At 63.2% G+C, this 17,034-nt stretch carries 18 protein-coding genes; 13 read left to right on the top strand and 5 right to left on the bottom strand.

The genetic code is table 11. The features are described from left to right. Window positions 1–27: 27 nt before the first annotated feature. The 3 genes from ygfZ to OUY36_RS05870 all read left to right on the top strand — a co-directional run bounded on the left by ygfZ (window position 28) and on the right by OUY36_RS05870 (window position 2,576). On the top strand, window positions 28–972 hold the full coding sequence (gene ygfZ / locus OUY36_RS05880; protein ID WP_267937150.1) for a CAF17-like 4Fe-4S cluster assembly/insertion protein YgfZ: 945 nt from the start codon (window positions 28–30) through the stop codon (window positions 970–972). A gap of 109 nt (window positions 973–1,081) precedes the next feature. Further along, entirely contained in the window at window positions 1,082–1,918 is an 837-nt protein-coding gene (locus OUY36_RS05875; protein WP_125868366.1) for an HDOD domain-containing protein, read from the top strand. A gap of 139 nt (window positions 1,919–2,057) precedes the next feature. Further along, complete coding sequence (locus tag OUY36_RS05870) at window positions 2,058–2,576, top strand: DUF4142 domain-containing protein (RefSeq protein WP_267932346.1); 519 nt, start codon at window positions 2,058–2,060, stop codon at window positions 2,574–2,576. Window positions 2,577–2,609: 33 nt separating this feature from the next. Here the strand turns inward: OUY36_RS05870 and ung are convergent, their stop codons facing one another. Next, a complete protein-coding gene (gene ung / locus OUY36_RS05865; RefSeq protein WP_063544745.1) occupies window positions 2,610–3,305 on the bottom strand; it encodes a uracil-DNA glycosylase in 696 nt (231 codons plus the stop codon). Between the two features lie 251 nt (window positions 3,306–3,556). Here ung and OUY36_RS05860 point away from each other — a divergent pair, with 251 nt between their 5' ends. Beyond that, window positions 3,557–4,801, top strand: coding sequence for an ABC transporter substrate-binding protein (locus tag OUY36_RS05860; RefSeq protein WP_110777862.1), 1,245 nt, complete (start codon window positions 3,557–3,559; stop codon window positions 4,799–4,801). A gap of 152 nt (window positions 4,802–4,953) precedes the next feature. Continuing rightward, window positions 4,954–5,772, top strand: coding sequence for an enoyl-CoA hydratase (locus OUY36_RS05855; RefSeq protein ID WP_102840686.1), 819 nt, complete (start codon window positions 4,954–4,956; stop codon window positions 5,770–5,772). A 146-nt stretch (window positions 5,773–5,918) separates the two neighbouring features. On the opposite strand, the gene OUY36_RS05850 is transcribed toward OUY36_RS05855, so the two are convergent. Continuing rightward, a complete protein-coding gene (locus tag OUY36_RS05850; RefSeq protein WP_267937147.1) occupies window positions 5,919–6,359 on the bottom strand; it encodes a hypothetical protein in 441 nt (146 codons plus the stop codon). A 231-nt stretch (window positions 6,360–6,590) separates the two neighbouring features. Between OUY36_RS05850 and rsxA the strand changes: the two genes are divergently transcribed. From rsxA to OUY36_RS05810, 8 genes are all read left to right on the top strand, one after another. Next, window positions 6,591–7,175 (top strand): electron transport complex subunit RsxA, encoded by a 585-nt coding sequence (rsxA, locus tag OUY36_RS05845; RefSeq protein ID WP_156244461.1) that lies wholly within the window; start codon window positions 6,591–6,593, stop codon window positions 7,173–7,175. Next, window positions 7,172–7,747: an electron transport complex subunit RsxB gene (gene rsxB, locus OUY36_RS05840; protein WP_011912393.1), complete on the top strand. Its 576-nt coding sequence runs from the start codon at window positions 7,172–7,174 to the stop codon at window positions 7,745–7,747. Before rsxA ends, rsxB begins: the two co-directional genes overlap by 4 nt. Then, the gene (rsxC, locus tag OUY36_RS05835; protein ID WP_267937146.1) at window positions 7,744–10,617 is read left to right on the top strand and encodes an electron transport complex subunit RsxC; all 2,874 of its coding nucleotides are present in this window, start codon (window positions 7,744–7,746) and stop codon (window positions 10,615–10,617) included. Before rsxB ends, rsxC begins: the two co-directional genes overlap by 4 nt. A 107-nt stretch (window positions 10,618–10,724) precedes the next feature. Continuing rightward, complete coding sequence (locus OUY36_RS05830) at window positions 10,725–11,753, top strand: RnfABCDGE type electron transport complex subunit D (protein ID WP_267937145.1); 1,029 nt, start codon at window positions 10,725–10,727, stop codon at window positions 11,751–11,753. Window position 11,754: 1 nt separating this feature from the next. After that, window positions 11,755–12,528 (top strand): electron transport complex subunit RsxG, encoded by a 774-nt coding sequence (rsxG, locus tag OUY36_RS05825; RefSeq protein WP_267937144.1) that lies wholly within the window; start codon window positions 11,755–11,757, stop codon window positions 12,526–12,528. Then, window positions 12,525–13,238 carry an electron transport complex subunit E gene (locus OUY36_RS05820; RefSeq protein ID WP_200594560.1) on the top strand — a complete coding sequence of 238 codons (714 nt, stop codon included), beginning with the start codon at window positions 12,525–12,527 and terminating at the stop codon, window positions 13,236–13,238. Before rsxG ends, OUY36_RS05820 begins: the two co-directional genes overlap by 4 nt. Window positions 13,239–13,248: 10 nt before the next feature. After that, a complete protein-coding gene (gene nth, locus OUY36_RS05815; RefSeq protein WP_267937141.1) occupies window positions 13,249–13,887 on the top strand; it encodes an endonuclease III in 639 nt (212 codons plus the stop codon). Between the two features lie 108 nt (window positions 13,888–13,995). Continuing rightward, a complete protein-coding gene (locus tag OUY36_RS05810; RefSeq protein ID WP_106442912.1) occupies window positions 13,996–14,175 on the top strand; it encodes a PA3496 family putative envelope integrity protein in 180 nt (59 codons plus the stop codon). A gap of 39 nt (window positions 14,176–14,214) precedes the next feature. On the opposite strand, the gene gloA is transcribed toward OUY36_RS05810, so the two are convergent. The 3 genes from gloA to OUY36_RS05795 all read right to left on the bottom strand — a co-directional run bounded on the left by gloA (window position 14,215) and on the right by OUY36_RS05795 (window position 16,896). Beyond that, entirely contained in the window at window positions 14,215–14,607 is a 393-nt protein-coding gene (gene gloA / locus OUY36_RS05805; RefSeq protein ID WP_218570882.1) for a lactoylglutathione lyase, read from the bottom strand. Between the two features lie 95 nt (window positions 14,608–14,702). Then, window positions 14,703–15,920, bottom strand: coding sequence for an argininosuccinate synthase (locus OUY36_RS05800; protein WP_102840679.1), 1,218 nt, complete (start codon window positions 15,918–15,920; stop codon window positions 14,703–14,705). A gap of 82 nt (window positions 15,921–16,002) precedes the next feature. Further along, on the bottom strand, window positions 16,003–16,896 hold the full coding sequence (locus OUY36_RS05795; RefSeq protein WP_152480974.1) for a flagellar protein MotY: 894 nt from the start codon (window positions 16,894–16,896) through the stop codon (window positions 16,003–16,005). Window positions 16,897–17,034 lie beyond the last annotated feature (138 nt).

Genomic DNA, 17,034 nt, shown 5'->3' with positions numbered 1-17,034 from the left:
CCGCCCGGATTCAGACGGCGACCGATCATGACCGACACTGCTTATTTCTGCGTTCTGTCGCATGAAGGCGTCCTTGCCGTGCGCGGCCCGGATGCCAGCAAATTTCTCCAGGGTCAACTGACCTGCAATCTCAACTATCTGAATGCCGAAACATCCAGCCTGGGCGCACGCTGCACCCCCAAAGGCCGGATGCAATCGAGCTTCCGCATCGTATCGGACGACGATGGCTTTCTTCTGGCCATGGCCAGCGAGCTGCTGCAGTCGCAACAGGCAGACCTGAGCAAATACGCCGTTTTCTCCAAGTCGCGACTCAGCGATGAGTCATCCCGATGGTGCCGTTACGGGCTGTTTGGAGGCGATGGTGCGCTGGTCAGCCTGGGCCTGGACTTGCCGCAAAATCCCGACAGCGTTGTACGAGGCACCGGCCTGATCGCTATCCGACTGCATGACGGCCGCGCAGAACTCTGGGCCTCTGATGAGGCAGAACAGGTCCGGTCCCGCCTGAGTGCACAACTGAAAGAGGCAGCACTTGATCGCTGGCTGCTAGACCAGATTCGCGCCGGCATCGGCCAGGTCTTCGCCAGCACCCGCGACCTGTTCATCCCGCAGATGATCAACCTGCAGGCGCTTGGCGGCGTGAGCTTCAAGAAAGGTTGCTATACCGGCCAGGAAATCGTGGCGCGCATGCAGTACCTCGGCAAGCTGAAGCGCCGCCTTTACCGCCTTGCGACCCGCGGCGAGCCAGACGAACTGCCAGCACCAGGCATCGAGCTGTTCTCCCCCGTTCACGGCTCGAACGTTGGCGAAGTGGTGCTGGCCGCCACCAGCACAGACAGAATCGAATTGCTTGCCGTAGTGCAGGAGGATGCTGTCGCGGATGGGCGGCTGTACCTCGGCTCGCCGGACGGATTGCCTTTGGAACTGCTAGAGCTTCCTTACAACCTCGATCCTGATCGGGAAATTCAGCGTTAGTGCGAACCGGAGCCGGCACGCACGAGCCAAGAGGCGCACCATAGGGACTGTATGCAGCAGTATCTGGACAAGCGCCCGAGCGACACCGACCGACACCTAAAGGAATGACATGAGCACCCTTGCAGAGAAAGTCCAGCGTGAACTGACAGATGCGATCGAGAATGATGAGCTGGTTCTGCCCACGCTCCCGGAGGTCGCGTTGCGCGTACGCGAAGCCGCGGAAGACCCGGACATCAGCATACCGGCACTGAGCAAGGTCATCGGCAACGATGCAGCGCTCACCGCGCGCATCATCAAGGTCGTCAACAGCCCGCTGTTGCGCACCAGCCGGGAAATCGACGACCTGCAGATGGCGGTCAGCCGCCTCGGCATCAACTACACCTGCAACCTGGCGACTGGCCTGGCCATGGAGCAGATGTTCCAGGCCACCACCGATATCGTCGACCGCAAGATGCGTGAGGTCTGGAACAAGAGCACCGAAGTGGCCGCCATCAGCCATGTGCTGTGCCGTCACTACACGCGCCTGATGCCAGACCAGGCGACTCTTGCGGGGCTGGTTCATCAGATTGGTATCCTGCCGATACTGACCTATGCCGAAGAGCACGGCGCACTGCTTGCCGACTCGTTCAGCCTCAACCACGTCATCGACCGGATTCACCCCCTGGTTGGCGAAAAGATCCTACGCACCTGGGACTTCCCCGACTCGATCGCGTCGGTGGCCGGCCAGTACACCGATTTCCAACGCAACTCCGATAGCGTCGATTACGTCGACATCGTCCAGGTCGCCACCCTGCAGAGCCACCTCGGCAGCCAGCACCCCTATACCCAGCTTGACTGGAACAACATTCCCGCCTTCAGCAAGCTGGGGCTCGACCCGAATACGCTCCTCCAGGAAGACGAAGACCTGTCAGCTGCGATGGACGCAGCGATGACGATGCTTCATTAACCCGGCCCACTCGCTCACCGTTCGCCGAACACGAGGAACCGTCCCTGTGGCGCCTAGTCACTAAAAGGGACGGCAATCTCGCCGCATCGTGCCTCGCACCCCACTGCGCCGACACGAATCAGGTAGAAAGGAGAACGCAATGAGCAGAACAACAACCAAGACCTTCTTCTCGGGCGCCCTTGCCCTGCTGTTCGGCTTCGCCGCCAATATCGCGCTGGCTGCCGAAGGAGATAACTTCGTCGATGAGGCCTCGGCCAAGGGCATCGCCGAAATCGAAACGGCAAAGATGGCGCTGGACAAAGGCACGTCCGAGGATGTGAAGCAGTTCGCCCAGAAGATGATCGACGACCACACCCAGGCCAATCAAAAACTTGCGCAACTGGCCCAACAGAAGAATCTCGAGATGTCCGACGAGGCCACACTGATGGACAAGGCGAAGGCGATGATTCTCCAGCTGCGTGACGGCGAGAACTTCGACGAGGCTTATGCCAACAATCAGGTCGTCGCGCATGAACAAACCATCGAGCTGTACCGGGATTATGTCGAGGGCGGCGACAACCCGGACCTCAAGCAGTTCGCCCAACAGACCCTGCCCAAGCTGGAAGAACATCTCAAGCAAGCGAAGGAACTGCAGGCCAAGCACGGCCAGCAGGACTGAAGCCTGGGCCCGATGCCGCAGGCCGGCATCGGGTCATACCCGGTCAGGCAGTTGCCAGTCGATCGGCTCAAGACCTTGCTGTCTCAGAAACTGATTGGCACGACTGAAGTGGCCGTTACCCAGAAAACCACGATGCGCCGACAGTGGCGACGGGTGCGCCGACTTGAGCATCAAATGCCGCGTCGGATCGATCAGTCGCGCCTTCGACTGTGCGTGCGCGCCCCAGAGCATGAACACCAGATGCGGGCGACACTCGCCAACCACCTCGATCACGCGGTCGGTGAATTGCTGCCAGCCAGCCTTGGCATGGGATCCTGCCAAGCCCTGCTCCACCGTCAGCGAGGTGTTTAGCATCAGCACCCCCTGTTCCGCCCAGCGCTGCAGATAGCCGTGAGAAGGAACCGGTAGGTTGAGGTCGCGCTTGAGCTCCTTGAAGATGTTCTGCAACGACGGCGGCGGCGCCACGCCAGGCTGCACCGAGAAACACAAGCCGTGCGCCTGCCCTGGCCCGTGATAAGGGTCCTGCCCGAGGATGACCACTTTGACCTGCTCGAGCGGCGTCGAGTTGAGCGCGTTGAAGATCAGCGGCCCCGGCGGGAAGATCACCTTGCCGGCGGCCTTTTCGCGACGCAGAAACGCGGCCAGTTGCTGCATGTAGGGTTTGTCGAACTCGTCGCGCAGGGCTTCTTTCCAGCCAGCCTCGAGCTTGATGCGATCATCCTGGGTCATGAGCGGTTTCCGGATAGCCAAGCGGCGGAACCCTAAGGAACGCCTGCCGCCCTTGTCAACGCCGAAACGCCTCGACCATTGCGCCACCGCAATATCATCCCCCCTCCTTTAGTCATAATCGCACCTGGCTCACGGACTGATGCGGACAAGGGTTCCGATGCGCACATAAAGAGTGACGCCTACCCCAGCCGCAGGGTAAAAAAGCCAACTGCCGACAAACCAATAACAAAAGCGACAACAAGGAACATGCAATGAACCGGATTACTCTTCTGGCGCTAGGGCTGGGGTTTTGTCTTACGGCTCAGGCTGCCGATCCCATCACACTCGGCCTCAATTACCCCCGCACTGGCAGCTACAAGGAAGAAGGTCTGGCGCAGATGCGGGGCGCTCTGTTGGCCATCGACGAAATCAACGAAGCAGGAGGCGTGCTCGGCCGCCCGCTGCAACTCATCAGCCGCAATACAGCCTCACGCCCCGAGAAGGCGGTCGCCAATGTCGACAAGATGGCCGACGAAGGCGTCGCGATGCTGTTCGGCGGCGTCTCCAGCGCCGTGGCGATCGCAGCGAGCAAGCGCGCCAAGGAAAGAGGGCTGCTCTACTTCGGCACGCTGACGTATTCCAACGACACGACCGGCAAAGACGGCCACCGCTACATGTTCCGCGAGTGCAACAACGCCTGGATGAGTGCGCGCGTGCTGGGGCAGTATCTGAACGAGAACCTGCCGGGCAAGAACTACTTCTATATCACTTCCGACTACACCTGGGGCCATACCAGCGAGAGCTCGTTGCGCCAGGCTACGGGCACCGTCGACCAGAACAGGCATCCAGGTATCAAAACGGCGTTTCCGGGCGCTCGCCTGTCCGATTACCGGGCAGCACTGGAGAAAGCCGCCAGCAGTAACGCCGACGTCCTGGTACTGGTGCTGTTCGGCGAGGACATGGTGCGTGCCATGCGCATCGCGGATGACCTGGGCCTGAACAAGAGGATGCAGATCGCTGTTCCCAACCTGACGCTGTCGATGGTCGAACTGGCCGGCCCCGACATCATGCACGGCGTTCTTGGCACGGAGCCCTGGACCTGGCGAGTTCCAGACCTGGAGGGCTCCGAGCGCGGCAAGGCCTTCGTCCGGGATTTCGGCGAGCGCTACCAGACCCACCCGTCGAGCTCCGCTGCCTCGGCCTACAGCATCGTTCATCAGTGGGCGGATGCAGCCAAACGGGCCAGGAGCATCGGCAGCGAGCAGGTCATCGCGGCGCTGGAAGACCACAGCTACACCCTGCTCAAGGATCGCCAGCAATGGCGCGCGTTCGACCATCAGAACGTGCAGTCGGTCTACGCAGTGCGCGTGAAGCCGCGCGAGGAAGTTCTCAAGGACCGCTTCAAGCAGGACTATTTCGAGATCGTCCATCGCCTGTCCGGCGAGCAGGCGGCCCCTTCGCTGACCGAGTGGCAGGAAGAGCGCCGTGCCGGCGGGCAGCCGACTAGGCTACAGTGATCTGCAACGGCAGCGCCTGACGCGAGCAGGCGCTGCCAACGGGACTATTCTGGGACCGGTGTCCACTGCAACCTAGGCGCGCTTGGAATACAGGCGCGGGAGGCAGATTCAGGCGCCGGCCGGCAGCCCTGACCCGTCACGAGGATCTCGATATGACTACCGCCCTAGAGCCCTATCAAGCCGGCGTCTTCGACCTGACTCACAAGCTGACCGTGGAAAAACACGGTCACACCGCCCTCATCACCATCAATCACCCACCGGCCAATACCTGGGACCGAGAGTCGCTGATCGGCCTCAAGCAAGTGGTGGAGCATCTCAACCACGACGATGATATCTATGCTCTGGTGATCTGCGGCCAGGGCGAGAAGTTCTTCAGCGCCGGCGCCGACCTCAAGCTCTTCGCCGACGGCGACCGAAATCGAGCGCGGGAGATGGCCCGGCGCTTCGGCGAAGCCTTCGAAACGCTGCGCGATTTCCGCGGTGTCTCGATCGCCGCAATCAACGGTTTCGCCCTCGGTGGTGGGCTTGAGTGCGCGCTGGCTTGTGACCTGCGCATCGCTGAGCAGCAAGCGCAGCTGGGCCTACCGGAAGCCTCGGTCGGACTGTTGCCCTGCGCTGGTGGCACTCAAGCCCTTGCCTGGCTCGTCGGCGAAGGCTGGGCAAAACGCATGATCCTCTGCGGCGAGCGCATCACCGCGGAGACAGCACTACGCATCGGCCTGGTCGAGCAGGTGGTCGAACCTGGCCAGTCGCGCGGTCATGCCCTGCTCCTTGCCTCCCGTGTGGCACGCCAGAGCCCAGTGGCGGTACGCGCCATCAAACCCCTGATCGACGGAGCACGACTACGGGTTCCCGCCACGTTCGCGGCGGCAGAGCGCGAGGCGTTCGTCGGATTGTTCGAAGCCGAAGACACGCTCGAGGGCGTCAACGCCTTTCTCGAAAAGCGCGATCCGCGCTGGCGCAACCGCTGATGCATCCGTAGCGATACTGTGCAGGTTGTTCAGGTGCCGCGGAAGGTCGACGCCTCACTGACATTGGCTGACCGATCTGACGCACCTTCGGCGCAGTGAAGCTCGTTCCGACTGAACGACACCGGCCTTGTCTGAATAATGCGGTATCAATGCCGGTAGGGTCGGTACTGCTGCTGGTAACGGCCGTCCCGGTTGTAATGAGGCCGCAGCCGATGATCGCGGCCGTCGCGAATGACGTGCGGGCGTTGCTGACGATGATCCGGGCGCCAGTGCTCGCGGCGCTCGAAACCGCGGTGACGATCGTAGTACTGCGGTGGGAGCTGGCTCTGATAGCGCGGCGGCAGGTTACGTGGATACTGCGGATAGTGTGAATAAGGGCTGCGCGGATCGTACTGACGGGGACGGCTGTCATGCCGATAGCCACGGTTGTAGCCCTGGCCGTAGCCGGCACTATAACCATGGTTGTAATAGCGTGGGCTTTCAGCCTGGAACACCCAGACGCCGTCTCGCCGATCCGCCTGCGCCTGCGCCTGCAGGCTCGCCCCCAGGCCGAGGCACAGCAGGACCAACAATGATCGAATGCTCATGGGAACACCTCCGATGGTGTCATGGACCCCAGCTCATCAGACCACAACCAGTGGCCGACTGCTGAAACGGCGGACAACCGGCAGCCATGTAGCGTCTGGGCCTGCTCCAGATGTCGCCAGATCAGCGCGACGGGCTGCCGCAGCTTGTATGGCCGCGGCCGCTTCCCGATAATAGCGGCCCTTTAGCCCCACGGCTCTCGCAGAGCGCGACGGAACGGGAACAGACCCTAGATGACCGAACTCGCCCTGATCATGGTTAGCGCCATCCTGGTCAACAATTTCGTGCTGGTGCAGTTCCTCGGTCTGTGCCCGTTCATGGGCGTGTCGAAGAAGATCGAGACGGCCATCGGCCTGTCGCTGGCGACTACCTTCGTGTTGACCCTGGCAGCCATGTGCAGCTACCTCGTCCAGCAATACGTGCTCAAGCCGCTGGACCTGGAGTTCCTGCGGACCATCAGCTTCATTCTGGTAATCGCCGTGACGGTACAGTTCACCGAGATGGTCGTGAACAAGACCAGTCCGCTGCTCTATCGTGTACTCGGTATCTTCTTGCCGCTGATCACTACCAACTGCATCGTCCTCGGCGTGGCCCTGCTCAACGCCAACAAGGCCGAGTTCACCTTCCTCACCGCTACCGTCAATGGCTTCGCCGCTGGCCTGGGCTTTTCCCTGGTGCTGGTGCTGTTCGCCGCCATGCGTGAGCGCATCGCCATCGCCGACGTGCCCAAATCGTTTCAGGGCGCGGCGATCGGCATGATCACCGCCGGCCTCATGTCGCTGGCCTTCATGGGCTTCACCGGGCTGATCAAGCTATGAGCGCCGTTCTCATCGCAGTGCTTGCACTGCTCGCCCTGTGCCTGCTTGGCGGTGCAATCCTCGGTTTCGCCGCCGTGCGCTTTCGCGTCGAGGGCGACCCCATCGCCGAGCAGATCAATGCCCTGCTGCCGCAAACCCAGTGTGGCCAGTGCGGCTACCCGGGCTGCAAGCCCTACGCCGAGGCCATTGCCGGCGGCGACAAGATCAACAAGTGCCCGCCGGGGGGCGAAGCGACCATCCAGGCGCTGGCCGACCTGCTCGATGTCGAGCCGGAACCGCTGGATGCCGAAGGTGGCGAGAAGCCGCAGATGGTCGCCTACATCCGCGAAGCCGAGTGCATTGGTTGCACCAAGTGCATCCAGGCCTGCCCGGTGGACGCCATCGTCGGTGCCGCACGGCAGATGCACACCGTCATCATTTCCGAGTGCACCGGCTGCGATCTCTGCGTCGAGCCCTGCCCGGTAGATTGCATCGACATGATCGAGGTCGGCAGCAACCTGCAGAGCTGGAAGTGGAACCGGCCGCTGGCGCCCGGCCAGCTTATCGCGACCGACCGGGAGCAAGCCGCATGACCTCGTTGAAGATCTGGGACATCCACGGCGGCATCCACCCGCCGGAGCACAAGGAGCTGTCCAACCGCACCCCGATCCAGCCTGCGCCACTGCCCAAGCGCCTGGTCCTGCCCTTGGCGCAGCACCTGGGCGCACCAGCCGAACCCTGCGTGACGCTCGGCGAACGCGTGCTCAAGGGCCAGCAGATCGCGCTCGCCAGCGGTTTCGTCAGCGCCGCACTGCACGCGCCGACATCCGGCGTGGTCAGCTTCATCGGCCCACAACCCTACCCGCATGTCTCGGGCATGCTCGTCGACGCAATCGTCATCGACAGCGATGGCGAGGACTGCTGGCTCGAACTCGAGCCCCACCCCGATTACCGTGCGCTGGAGCGTCCGGTGTTGCTCGAACTGATTCGTCAGGCCGGAATCAGCGGCCTCGGCGGCGCCGGCTTTCCCACTGCGGTCAAACTGACCCCACCGCCGACGCAAAACATCCGCACACTGATCATCAACGGCACCGAGTGTGAGCCGTACATCACCGCCGACGACCTGCTGATGCGCGAGAAAGCCGCCGATCTGGTGGCGGGCATCGAAATCCTCGCGCACCTGATCCAACCGCAGGAGGTACTGATCGGCATCGAGGACAACAAGCCCGAGGCCATCGCCGCGGTCCGCGCGGCCATCGGTGAACGGCCCTTCGTGCTCAAGGTCTTTCCGACCAAGTACCCCTCCGGCGGCGAGAAGCAGCTGATCCAGATTCTGACTGGCGAAGAGGTGCCCAGCGGCGGCCTGCCCGCGGATATCGGCATGCTCTGCCAGAACGTCGGCACCTGCGTTGCTATCCATGACGCCGTGCTGCTCGGCAAACCGCTGATCTCGCGAATCACCACCCTCACTGGCGAAGCACTGGCGCGCCCGATGAACGTCGAGGTGCTGATCGGCACGCCAGTCGAAGAACTGCTCGCGTTCGCCGGACTCGAGCAGAGCCGGCTCAACCGCCTGATCATGGGCGGCCCGATGATGGGCTTTACCCTGCCGTCCCTCGACGTGCCGGTGGTCAAGACCACCAACTGCCTGCTCGCCAGCACGCTCGAAGAACTGCCTCCGCCGCCGCCAGCGCTGCCCTGCATCCGCTGCGGCGAGTGCGCCGAGGCCTGCCCGGTCAGCCTGCTGCCGCAGCAGCTGCATTTCTTTGCCCTTGGCCAGGAGCACGAGCAGCTCAAGGCCCATAACCTGTTCGACTGCATCGAGTGCGGAGCCTGCGCCTACGTCTGCCCGTCGAGCATCCCGCTGGTGCAGTATTACCGCGCCGCCAAGGGCGAGATCCGTGAGTTGGAGCAGAAGCAGCAGAAAGCCGAGCACTCCAAGCAGCGCTTCGAACTGCGCCAGGAGCGTCTGCGCCGCGCCGAAGAACAGAAGGAAGCCGAGCGCAAGGCCCGCGCGGAGCGCGCCGCACGCGCCAAGGCGGCGCAGGGCGAAAGCGTGCAGACGGCCTCCGATAGCGCCGCTGCAGCTCCGAGCTCAGCGCCCAAGTCGGGCCTCTCGGAAAGCCAGAAGAAATTGAAGATCGAAGCCAGCATGGCCCAGGTCGCCCTGAAGAAGGCGGAAAAGCAGCTCGCCGCACACGACACGCCCGAACTGCAAGCCCAGGTTGCCGACCTGCGCAAAGCCGCCGAAGCGGCGCAGCAGGCACTCGACGCCGCCATGCAGGAGAGCGCCAGCGCCGCGCCTACCGCCAAGCCAGCGGACGACGAGGCGCTGAAGAAGGCCAAGATCGAAGCCGCCATGCTCAAGGCGCAGATCCGCAAGCTGGAAAAGCTCGAAGCGCGGGACGACGACCAGCAGGCCGAGCTCGCGCGTCTGCGTCAGCAACTGCACGAAGCTGAACAAGCCCTAGCAGCCGCCCAGAGCACCGCCCCGGCTCCCGCCGCCAAGTCAGCGGACGATGAGGCGCTGAAAAAGGCCAAGATCGAAGCCGCCATGCTCAAGGCGCAGATCCGCAAGCTGGAGAAGCTCGAAGCGCCGGACGACGACCAGCAGGCCGAGCTCGCGCGTCTGCGTCAGCAACTGCATGAAGCTGAACAAGCCCTAGCAGCCGCCCAGAGCGCCGCGCCCGCCCCCGTCGCCAAACCAGCGGACGACGAGGCGCTGAAAAAGGCCAAGATCGAAGCCGCCATGCTCAAGGCGCAGATCCGCAAGCTGGAAAAGCTCGAAGCGCCGGACGACGACCAGCAGGCCGAGCTCGCGCGTCTGCGTCAGCAGTTGCACGAAGCTGAACAAGCCCTAGCAGCCGCCCAGAGCACCGCCCCCGCTCCCGCCGCCAAACCAGCGGATGACGAGGCGCTGAAAAAGGCCAAGATCGAAGCCGCCATGCTCAAGGCGCAGATCCGCAAGCTGGAGAAGCTCGAAGCACCGGACGACGACCAGCAGGCCGAGCTCGCGCGTCTGCGTCAGCAGCTGCACGAAGCCGAACAAACCTTGGCAGCCGCCCAGAGCGCCGCTCCCGCTCCCGCCGCCAAGCCGGCGGACGATGAAGCCTTGAAGAAGGCAAAGATCGAACTGGCGATGAAACGCGCCGAACTGAAGAAGGCCGAGAAGGCCGACGCGCAAGAGGCGGAACTCAGCCGGCTGCGCGACGCGCTGCAGGCGGCCGAACAAGCTCTGCATGCGGCCGAAGAAGCCTCGCACAAGCCCGCCCCGGAACTGGTGCGCACCAGCAAGCCCAATGTCGATGAGCGCCAGCGCGAACTGAAGACCGAGGTTGCCTTCGCCCGCGCCGATCTGCGCAAGCTGGAGCGAGACGAGCAGACCGAGCCGACGACACTGGAGGCCGCTCGCCTGCGACTCAGCGAAGCCGAACGGCAGCTGGCGGACTATCAGCAATCGTGAGAAATGACCGCTGCACCGGTGTGCTGGTGTAGTCGCTCGACAAGTCAGAGAGATTCGAGGAAGTGGCCCAGGCCACATCCCAAGACAACACCTTCACCGGAGAGCCAATGGCCCTGCCCCGCATCACCTCGCCCCACGCCAAGGGCGCCAACCGTACCCAGCGGGTCATGCTGCTGGTGCTCGCGGCCACCCTGCCCGGCGTGGTCGTGCTGACCTGGCTCTACGGCGCCGGCACGCTGATCAACCTCGCCTGGGCATCGCTCGCCGCACTTGCCTTCGAAGCGGCGATTCTCCGCCTGCGGCAGCGGCCGGTGGGCTTCTTTCTGCGCGACGGCAGCGTGCTGGTCACCGCCGTGCTCCTGGCCTTGGCGTTGCCGCCCTATTCGCCCTGGTGGCTGCCGCTGATCGCCACCGGCTGCGCCGTGGTGTTCGGCAAGCAGTTGTATGGCGGCCTGGGCCAGAACCCCTTCAACCCGGCGATGATCGGCTACGTGGTGGTGCTCATCTCCTTCCCGGTGGAGATGACCACCTGGCCGGTGCCGCACAGTGTCGGGCTGAGCGCCGGCCTGCAGCATATCCTCGGTATCGCTTCGCTTCCCGACGGCTGGACCCAGGCCACCGCCCTGGATGTGCTCAAGGTGAACAAGAGCCTGACCATCGACGAGCTCTGGCGCAATCCGGCCTTCGGCCACTTCGGCGGCATCGGCTCGGAAGTGGTGAACCTCGCGTTTCTTGCTGGCGGCCTATTCCTGCTACACAAGCGGCTGTTTAGCTGGCACGCGCCAGTCGGCATGCTCGGCGCGCTGATGCTGATGAGCCTGCTGTTCTGGAACGGCTCGGGTTCGGATAGCAACGGTTCGCCGCTGTTTCACCTACTCAGCGGCGCCACCATGCTCGGCGCCTTCTTCATCGTCACCGATCCGGTCAGCAGCGCCACCAGCCCACGCGGACGCCTCATTTTCGGTGCTGGTGTCGGTGTGCTGGTATACGTCATCCGCGCCTGGGGCGGCTATCCGGACGGCGTCGCCTTTGGCGTGCTGCTGATGAATCTCGCCGCTCCCACCATCGATTACTACACCCGCCCGCGCACCTACGGCCACCGCAAGGCCGAGCGCGGCTTCAAGCTGGGCGAATGACATGATAGTTCCGGAAATCAGCCGCTCGATGCTGAAGAACGCTACGGTGCTGGGCCTGTTCGCCATCGTTACCGTGGGCGCTGTGACTCTGCTGCAGCAGGGCACTGCCGAGCGCATCCAGGCCGCTGAACGCGCCGCCCAGGTACGTGCGCTGGGCGAGATCCTCCCGGCTGGCAGCTACGACAACCATCTGCTCGACGACAGCTTGCTGGTTCAGGATCGCCTGCTAGGCAACCGAAGCCCACTGCCCGCCTATGTCGCCATCAAGGATGGACGCCCCACCGCCGTAATCCTCCAGGCCATCGCTCCGGACGGCTACAGCGGCGCGATCCATCTGCTGGTGGGCATCCATGCTGACGGCCGGGTCGCTGGCGTGCGAGTCATTGGCCACCGGGAAACCCCCGGTCTCGGCGACAAGATCGAGCTCGCAAAGAGCCCCTGGATTCGAAGCTTCGAAGGCAAGTCGCTAACGAACCCGGAGGCCGACGGCTGGGCGGTGAAGAAGGACCGCGGTGAGTTCGACCAGTTCGCGGGCGCCACCATCACACCGCGCGCGGTGGTCGGTGCGGTGCATCGTGCCTTGCAGTACTTCGATGCACACAAGGCCGAGCTACTGGCAGCCGAAGGCGAGACGACCGAGGCCGCTGGCGGCGTCTTGGAAAGCCGCACCGAGCCCGCCGAAGCCACCGTCCACTCACGCGCCGGCGGTGCCGCCACACGCGACGAATTGCGCACCACCGAGCCGGCCGCCGAGCCGCAAGGGGACCAGCCATGAGCACACCCAGCTACCGCGAACTGACCGTCAACGGCCTGTGGAAGAACAACCCGGCACTGGTACAGCTGCTCGGTCTCTGCCCGCTGCTCGGCGTCAGCAACTCGGCGGTCAACGCACTCGGCCTCGGCCTGGCGACCATGCTGGTGCTGACCTGCTCGAACATCGGCGTATCGCTGGTGCGCGGCGTGGTCAACACCGCCGTGCGCCTGCCGGCGTTCGTGATGATCATCGCCGCGCTGACCACCTGCATCGAGCTGCTGATGCAGGCCTTCACCTACGAGCTGTATCAGATCCTCGGCATCTTCATCCCGCTGATCACCACCAACTGCGTGATCCTCGGCCGCGCCGACGGCTTCGCTGCGAAGCACAACCCGCTGATCGCCGGCTTCGACGGTCTGATCATGGGTATCGGCTTCTGCCTGGTGCTTGTGGTGCTTGGCGGCTTGCGCGAGCTGTTCGGCACCGGCGCGCTGTTCGCCAACATGCACCTGCTGTTCGGCCCGGTCGCCAGCGACTGGCAGATCACGCTGTTCAGCGACTACAAGGGCTTTTTGCTGGCCATCCTGCCGCCTGGCGCTTTCATCGTCCTCGGCCTGCTGATCGCCCTGAAGAACCGGATCGACGAGCAACTCGCCGAACGTGCCCGTGCTGCCCAGCCAGCCGCGCCGGCTGCCAGCCGCCGAGTACGGGTGACCGGGGTGATCGAGTGAGCCCGTTCCGATGAATGCCGAAAAACGCCGGGAGATCTTCCGCCGCTTCCATGACGACAATCCCGAGCCGAAGACCGAGCTGGCCTACAGCACACCCTTCGAGCTGCTGATCGCAGTGATCCTCTCGGCCCAGGCCACCGACGTCGGCGTGAACAAGGCCACCGCCAAGCTGTTCCCGGTGGCCAATACCCCGGAAGCCATCTATGCCCTCGGCTACGATGGCCTGTGCGAGTACATCCGCACCATCGGCCTGTACCCGAGCAAGGCGAAGAATGTCATCGAAACCTGCCGCATCCTGATCGAGCAGCATGGCAGCCAGGTACCGGACAACCGCGAGGCACTGGAAGCGCTGCCAGGGGTGGGTCGCAAGACCGCCAACGTGGTACTGAACACCGCCTTCCGCCAGTTCACCATGGCGGTGGATACGCATATCTTCCGGGTCAGCAACCGCATCGGAATCGCCCCCGGCAAGAACGTGCTGGAGGTGGAGCGCAAGCTGATCCGCTTCGTGCCGAAGGAGTACCTGCTGGACGCGCATCACTGGCTGATCCTGCATGGTCGCTATGTCTGCAAGGCGCGCAAACCGCAGTGCGGCAGCTGCCGGATCGAAGACCTCTGCGAATACAAGCACAAGACATCTGACGATTGAGCGGATAGCGAAAAAGCTGGCTGCACGATTGAAAAAAACTTTTTTACCGCCTCCAGATTTGCCGCTATAAGGTGCGCCAAGAGCGCCCCGTAGCCTTGGAGTGAACAAGTGGCCGAGAAAGAAGACATTCAGATCGAAGACGATTTCATCGCCGAAGATGACGACGAGGGCAGCGAAGCCCCAGTCGAGGTCGCCAAGACCAATCTGACCAAGCGCCGGATCATCGACAACCTGCTCGAGGAACGACGCCTGCAGAAAGAGTTGAACGACTTCGACTTCGATCTGTAAAAGAAAAAGCCCCGCAAGGGGCTTTTTCATGCCTGCCGATCAGTCGGCGCGGGACGGAGACAGAAGTTCGATCTTGTAACCATCCGGGTCCTCGACGAACGCCAGGATGCTGGAGCCATGCTTCATCGGCCCAGGCTCACGGGTGATCTTGCCGCCACGGGCGCGGATGTCTGCGCAGGCCTTGTAGACATCTTCGACTTCCAGGGCAATATGCCCGTAGCCGTCGCCCAGCTCGTATTTTTCCACACCCCAGTTGTGGGTCAGCTCGATCACGCTGTTGTGCGCCTCGTCGCCGTAGCCGACGAAGGCCAGGGTGAACTTGCCTTCCGGATAATCCTTGCGGCGCAGCAGGGTCATGCCCAGCACCTCGGTATAGAAGGCGATGGATTTTTCCATGTCGCCGACGCGCAGCATGGTATGCAGCAATCTCATGTTCGGGTTCTCCTCATCGGCAGTGCTTGTGGCCATGCAGAAAGCAAGACCCCGGCACAGGGCCGGGGTCGGTCAGGCTCGGGTACGCCAGCTTATCAGAACTGGGTACGGCCCTTGCCCGCAGCGATGCGCATGCGCAGCGCGTTGAGCTTGATGAAGCCACCGGCGTCGGCCTGATCGTAGGCGCCGCCGTCTTCCTCGAAGGTTGCGATATTGGCATCGAACAGCGAATCATCGGACTTGCGGCCGACCACGATGACATTGCCCTTGTACAGCTTCAGGCGCACCACACCGTTCACGTTGACCTGGGAGGCATCGATCATCTGCTGCAGCATGCTGCGCTCCGGGCTCCACCAGTAGCCGTTGTAGATCAGGCTGGCGTACTTGGGCATCAGCTCGTCTTTCAGATGAGCCACTTCGCGGTCCAGAGTGATCGACTCGATGGCGCGGTGGGCCTTGAGCATGATGGTGCCACCGGGGGTTTCGTAGCAGCCGCGGGACTTCATGCCGACGTAGCGGTTCTCGACGATATCCAGGCGACCGATGCCGTTCTCGCCACCGATGCGGTTGAGTTCGGTGAGTACCTGAGCCGGGGTCATGTCCTTGCCGTCGATGGCAACGATGTCACCCTTGCGGTAGGTCAGCTCGATGTAGGTCGGGGTGTCCGGCGCGGCTTCCGGGGACTTGGTCCAGCGCCACATGTCCTCTTCGTGCTCGGTCCAGGTGTCTTCCAGCACGCCGCCCTCGTAGGAGATGTGCAGCAGGTTGGCATCCATGGAGTACGGCGACTTCTTCTTGCCGTGGCGCTCGATCGGGATGGCGTGCTTCTCGGCGTAGTCCATCAGCTTCTCGCGCGACAGCAGATCCCACTCGCGCCAGGGAGCGATGACCTTGACGCCTGGCTTGAGCGCGTAGGCACCCAGCTCGAAGCGCACCTGGTCATTACCCTTGCCGGTGGCGCCGTGGGAGATGGCGTCGGCGCCGGTCTCGTTGGCGATCTCGATCAGACGCTTGGCGATCAGCGGACGGGCGATGGAGGTACCCAGCAGGTACTCGCCTTCGTAAACGGTGTTGGCGCGGAACATCGGGAACACGAAGTCGCGAACGAACTCTTCGCGCAGATCATCGATATAGATTTCCTTGACGCCTAGGGCCTGTGCCTTGGCACGCGCTGGCTCGACTTCCTCGCCCTGGCCGAGGTCAGCGGTGAAGGTCACCACTTCGCAGTTGTAGGTGTCTTGCAGCCACTTGAGAATCACCGAGGTGTCCAGGCCACCGGAATAGGCCAGAACTACCTTCTTAACGTCCGCCATGCCATCAGCTCCACGGGTTGTACGGAAAACCTGCGATTCTACCGGTCACGGGGCCGCTTTTACAGGGGCGGCGGACGCGCAGTCAGGAAGATGGCGCACTTGCTTCGGTGGAGGCCGTCGCGGCCGCAGCTTCGCGCTGCAGACGCAGGGTGACCCGCCGGTTCTTGGCCCGATTGGCTTCACTGTTGTTGGTCACCAGGGGATAGCGTTCGCCATGGAAGCGCACGGTGATCTGTTCCTGTGGCACGCCACTGGCGACCAGGTACTCCTGCACGGCCAGCGCACGGCGTCTCGACAGATCGCGATTGACCAGTCGATTGCCGCTATTGTCGGAGTGACCGTCGAGCTCGATGCGATTCACGCTGGGGTCGGCACGCAGGTACTGCAGGATGATGTCGAGCTTGGCACGTCCGAGCGCGTCGAGCGCCACATCGCTGCTGGGAAAGCCGATCTGCGATTGGCGCACCTGATCAAAGTTGACCGGCAACAGTTTCGCCGTGCAGGCGCGATAGTCCTCGTAAGCCTTGGTGAAACGTGCCGGTAGCAGGCGGATCTCCAGCGTTTCGCCGCCATGCTGCGTGCGATGGCGCACCACCGGGCTGCGCCCTTCGAGCAGCCCGCTGAGCAGACGACCGGCCTGCGCTTGCGTGCTGTTGAACGGAACATCGCCACCACCAATCGACACCACGCCCAGGTTGATATCGCTGCGTGACGGCTGCCACGGCGCGGCGGCGGCCAGCAGCGTGGCCGAGCCCGCGCCCAGCCAGCGTTCCGGAGAGTGCAGACGGAAGGTCGCCTGCTCGCCTGCGCGCCGCACGAATTCGCCACGACCAAAACCGGCGATAGGCTGGATCAGCCGACACTCGAATTGGTCGCCCTCCACTTGCCATTGCACACGCTCCAGCCGCGTCTGAAAGGTCAGCGCGTTGGCCGGTGAAGCGAGCAGGCACATCAGTACGAGGGGGCGCAGGCGCACGGTGGGCTCCGGGAGGATGCTGGTTCCAACTAGGTATCGGTGTCCAACGAGCAAACTTGAGCACGGTGCAGTCAGCGATCCAGCTCGCAGACGAAGGCAAGATGCCGCGACCGCCCTTTTCCGGTAGCATTCGCGCAC

This window comes from Stutzerimonas sp. R40042, from assembly GCF_026642215.1.
GTDB classification, from domain to species: domain Bacteria; phylum Pseudomonadota; class Gammaproteobacteria; order Pseudomonadales; family Pseudomonadaceae; genus Stutzerimonas; species Stutzerimonas frequens.
This window is presented reverse-complemented; position numbering and strand designations above follow the sequence as displayed.

Coding starts and splice junctions, on each gene's coding strand:
- OUY36_RS05855 (WP_102840686.1), top strand. CDS start 4,954: ATGACTACCGCCCTAGAGCCCTATCAAGCCGGCGTCTTCGACCTGACT.
- OUY36_RS05850 (WP_267937147.1), bottom strand. CDS start 6,359: ATGAGCATTCGATCATTGTTGGTCCTGCTGTGCCTCGGCCTGGGGGCG.
- nth (WP_267937141.1), top strand. CDS start 13,249: ATGAATGCCGAAAAACGCCGGGAGATCTTCCGCCGCTTCCATGACGAC.
- gloA (WP_218570882.1), bottom strand. CDS start 14,607: ATGAGATTGCTGCATACCATGCTGCGCGTCGGCGACATGGAAAAATCC.
- OUY36_RS05830 (WP_267937145.1), top strand. CDS start 10,725: ATGGCCCTGCCCCGCATCACCTCGCCCCACGCCAAGGGCGCCAACCGT.
- OUY36_RS05820 (WP_200594560.1), top strand. CDS start 12,525: ATGAGCACACCCAGCTACCGCGAACTGACCGTCAACGGCCTGTGGAAG.
- rsxC (WP_267937146.1), top strand. CDS start 7,744: ATGACCTCGTTGAAGATCTGGGACATCCACGGCGGCATCCACCCGCCG.
- ung (WP_063544745.1), bottom strand. CDS start 3,305: ATGACCCAGGATGATCGCATCAAGCTCGAGGCTGGCTGGAAAGAAGCC.
- OUY36_RS05875 (WP_125868366.1), top strand. CDS start 1,082: ATGAGCACCCTTGCAGAGAAAGTCCAGCGTGAACTGACAGATGCGATC.
- ygfZ (WP_267937150.1), top strand. CDS start 28: ATGACCGACACTGCTTATTTCTGCGTTCTGTCGCATGAAGGCGTCCTT.
- rsxG (WP_267937144.1), top strand. CDS start 11,755: ATGATAGTTCCGGAAATCAGCCGCTCGATGCTGAAGAACGCTACGGTG.
- rsxB (WP_011912393.1), top strand. CDS start 7,172: ATGAGCGCCGTTCTCATCGCAGTGCTTGCACTGCTCGCCCTGTGCCTG.
- rsxA (WP_156244461.1), top strand. CDS start 6,591: ATGACCGAACTCGCCCTGATCATGGTTAGCGCCATCCTGGTCAACAAT.
- OUY36_RS05860 (WP_110777862.1), top strand. CDS start 3,557: ATGAACCGGATTACTCTTCTGGCGCTAGGGCTGGGGTTTTGTCTTACG.
- OUY36_RS05800 (WP_102840679.1), bottom strand. CDS start 15,920: ATGGCGGACGTTAAGAAGGTAGTTCTGGCCTATTCCGGTGGCCTGGAC.
- OUY36_RS05870 (WP_267932346.1), top strand. CDS start 2,058: ATGAGCAGAACAACAACCAAGACCTTCTTCTCGGGCGCCCTTGCCCTG.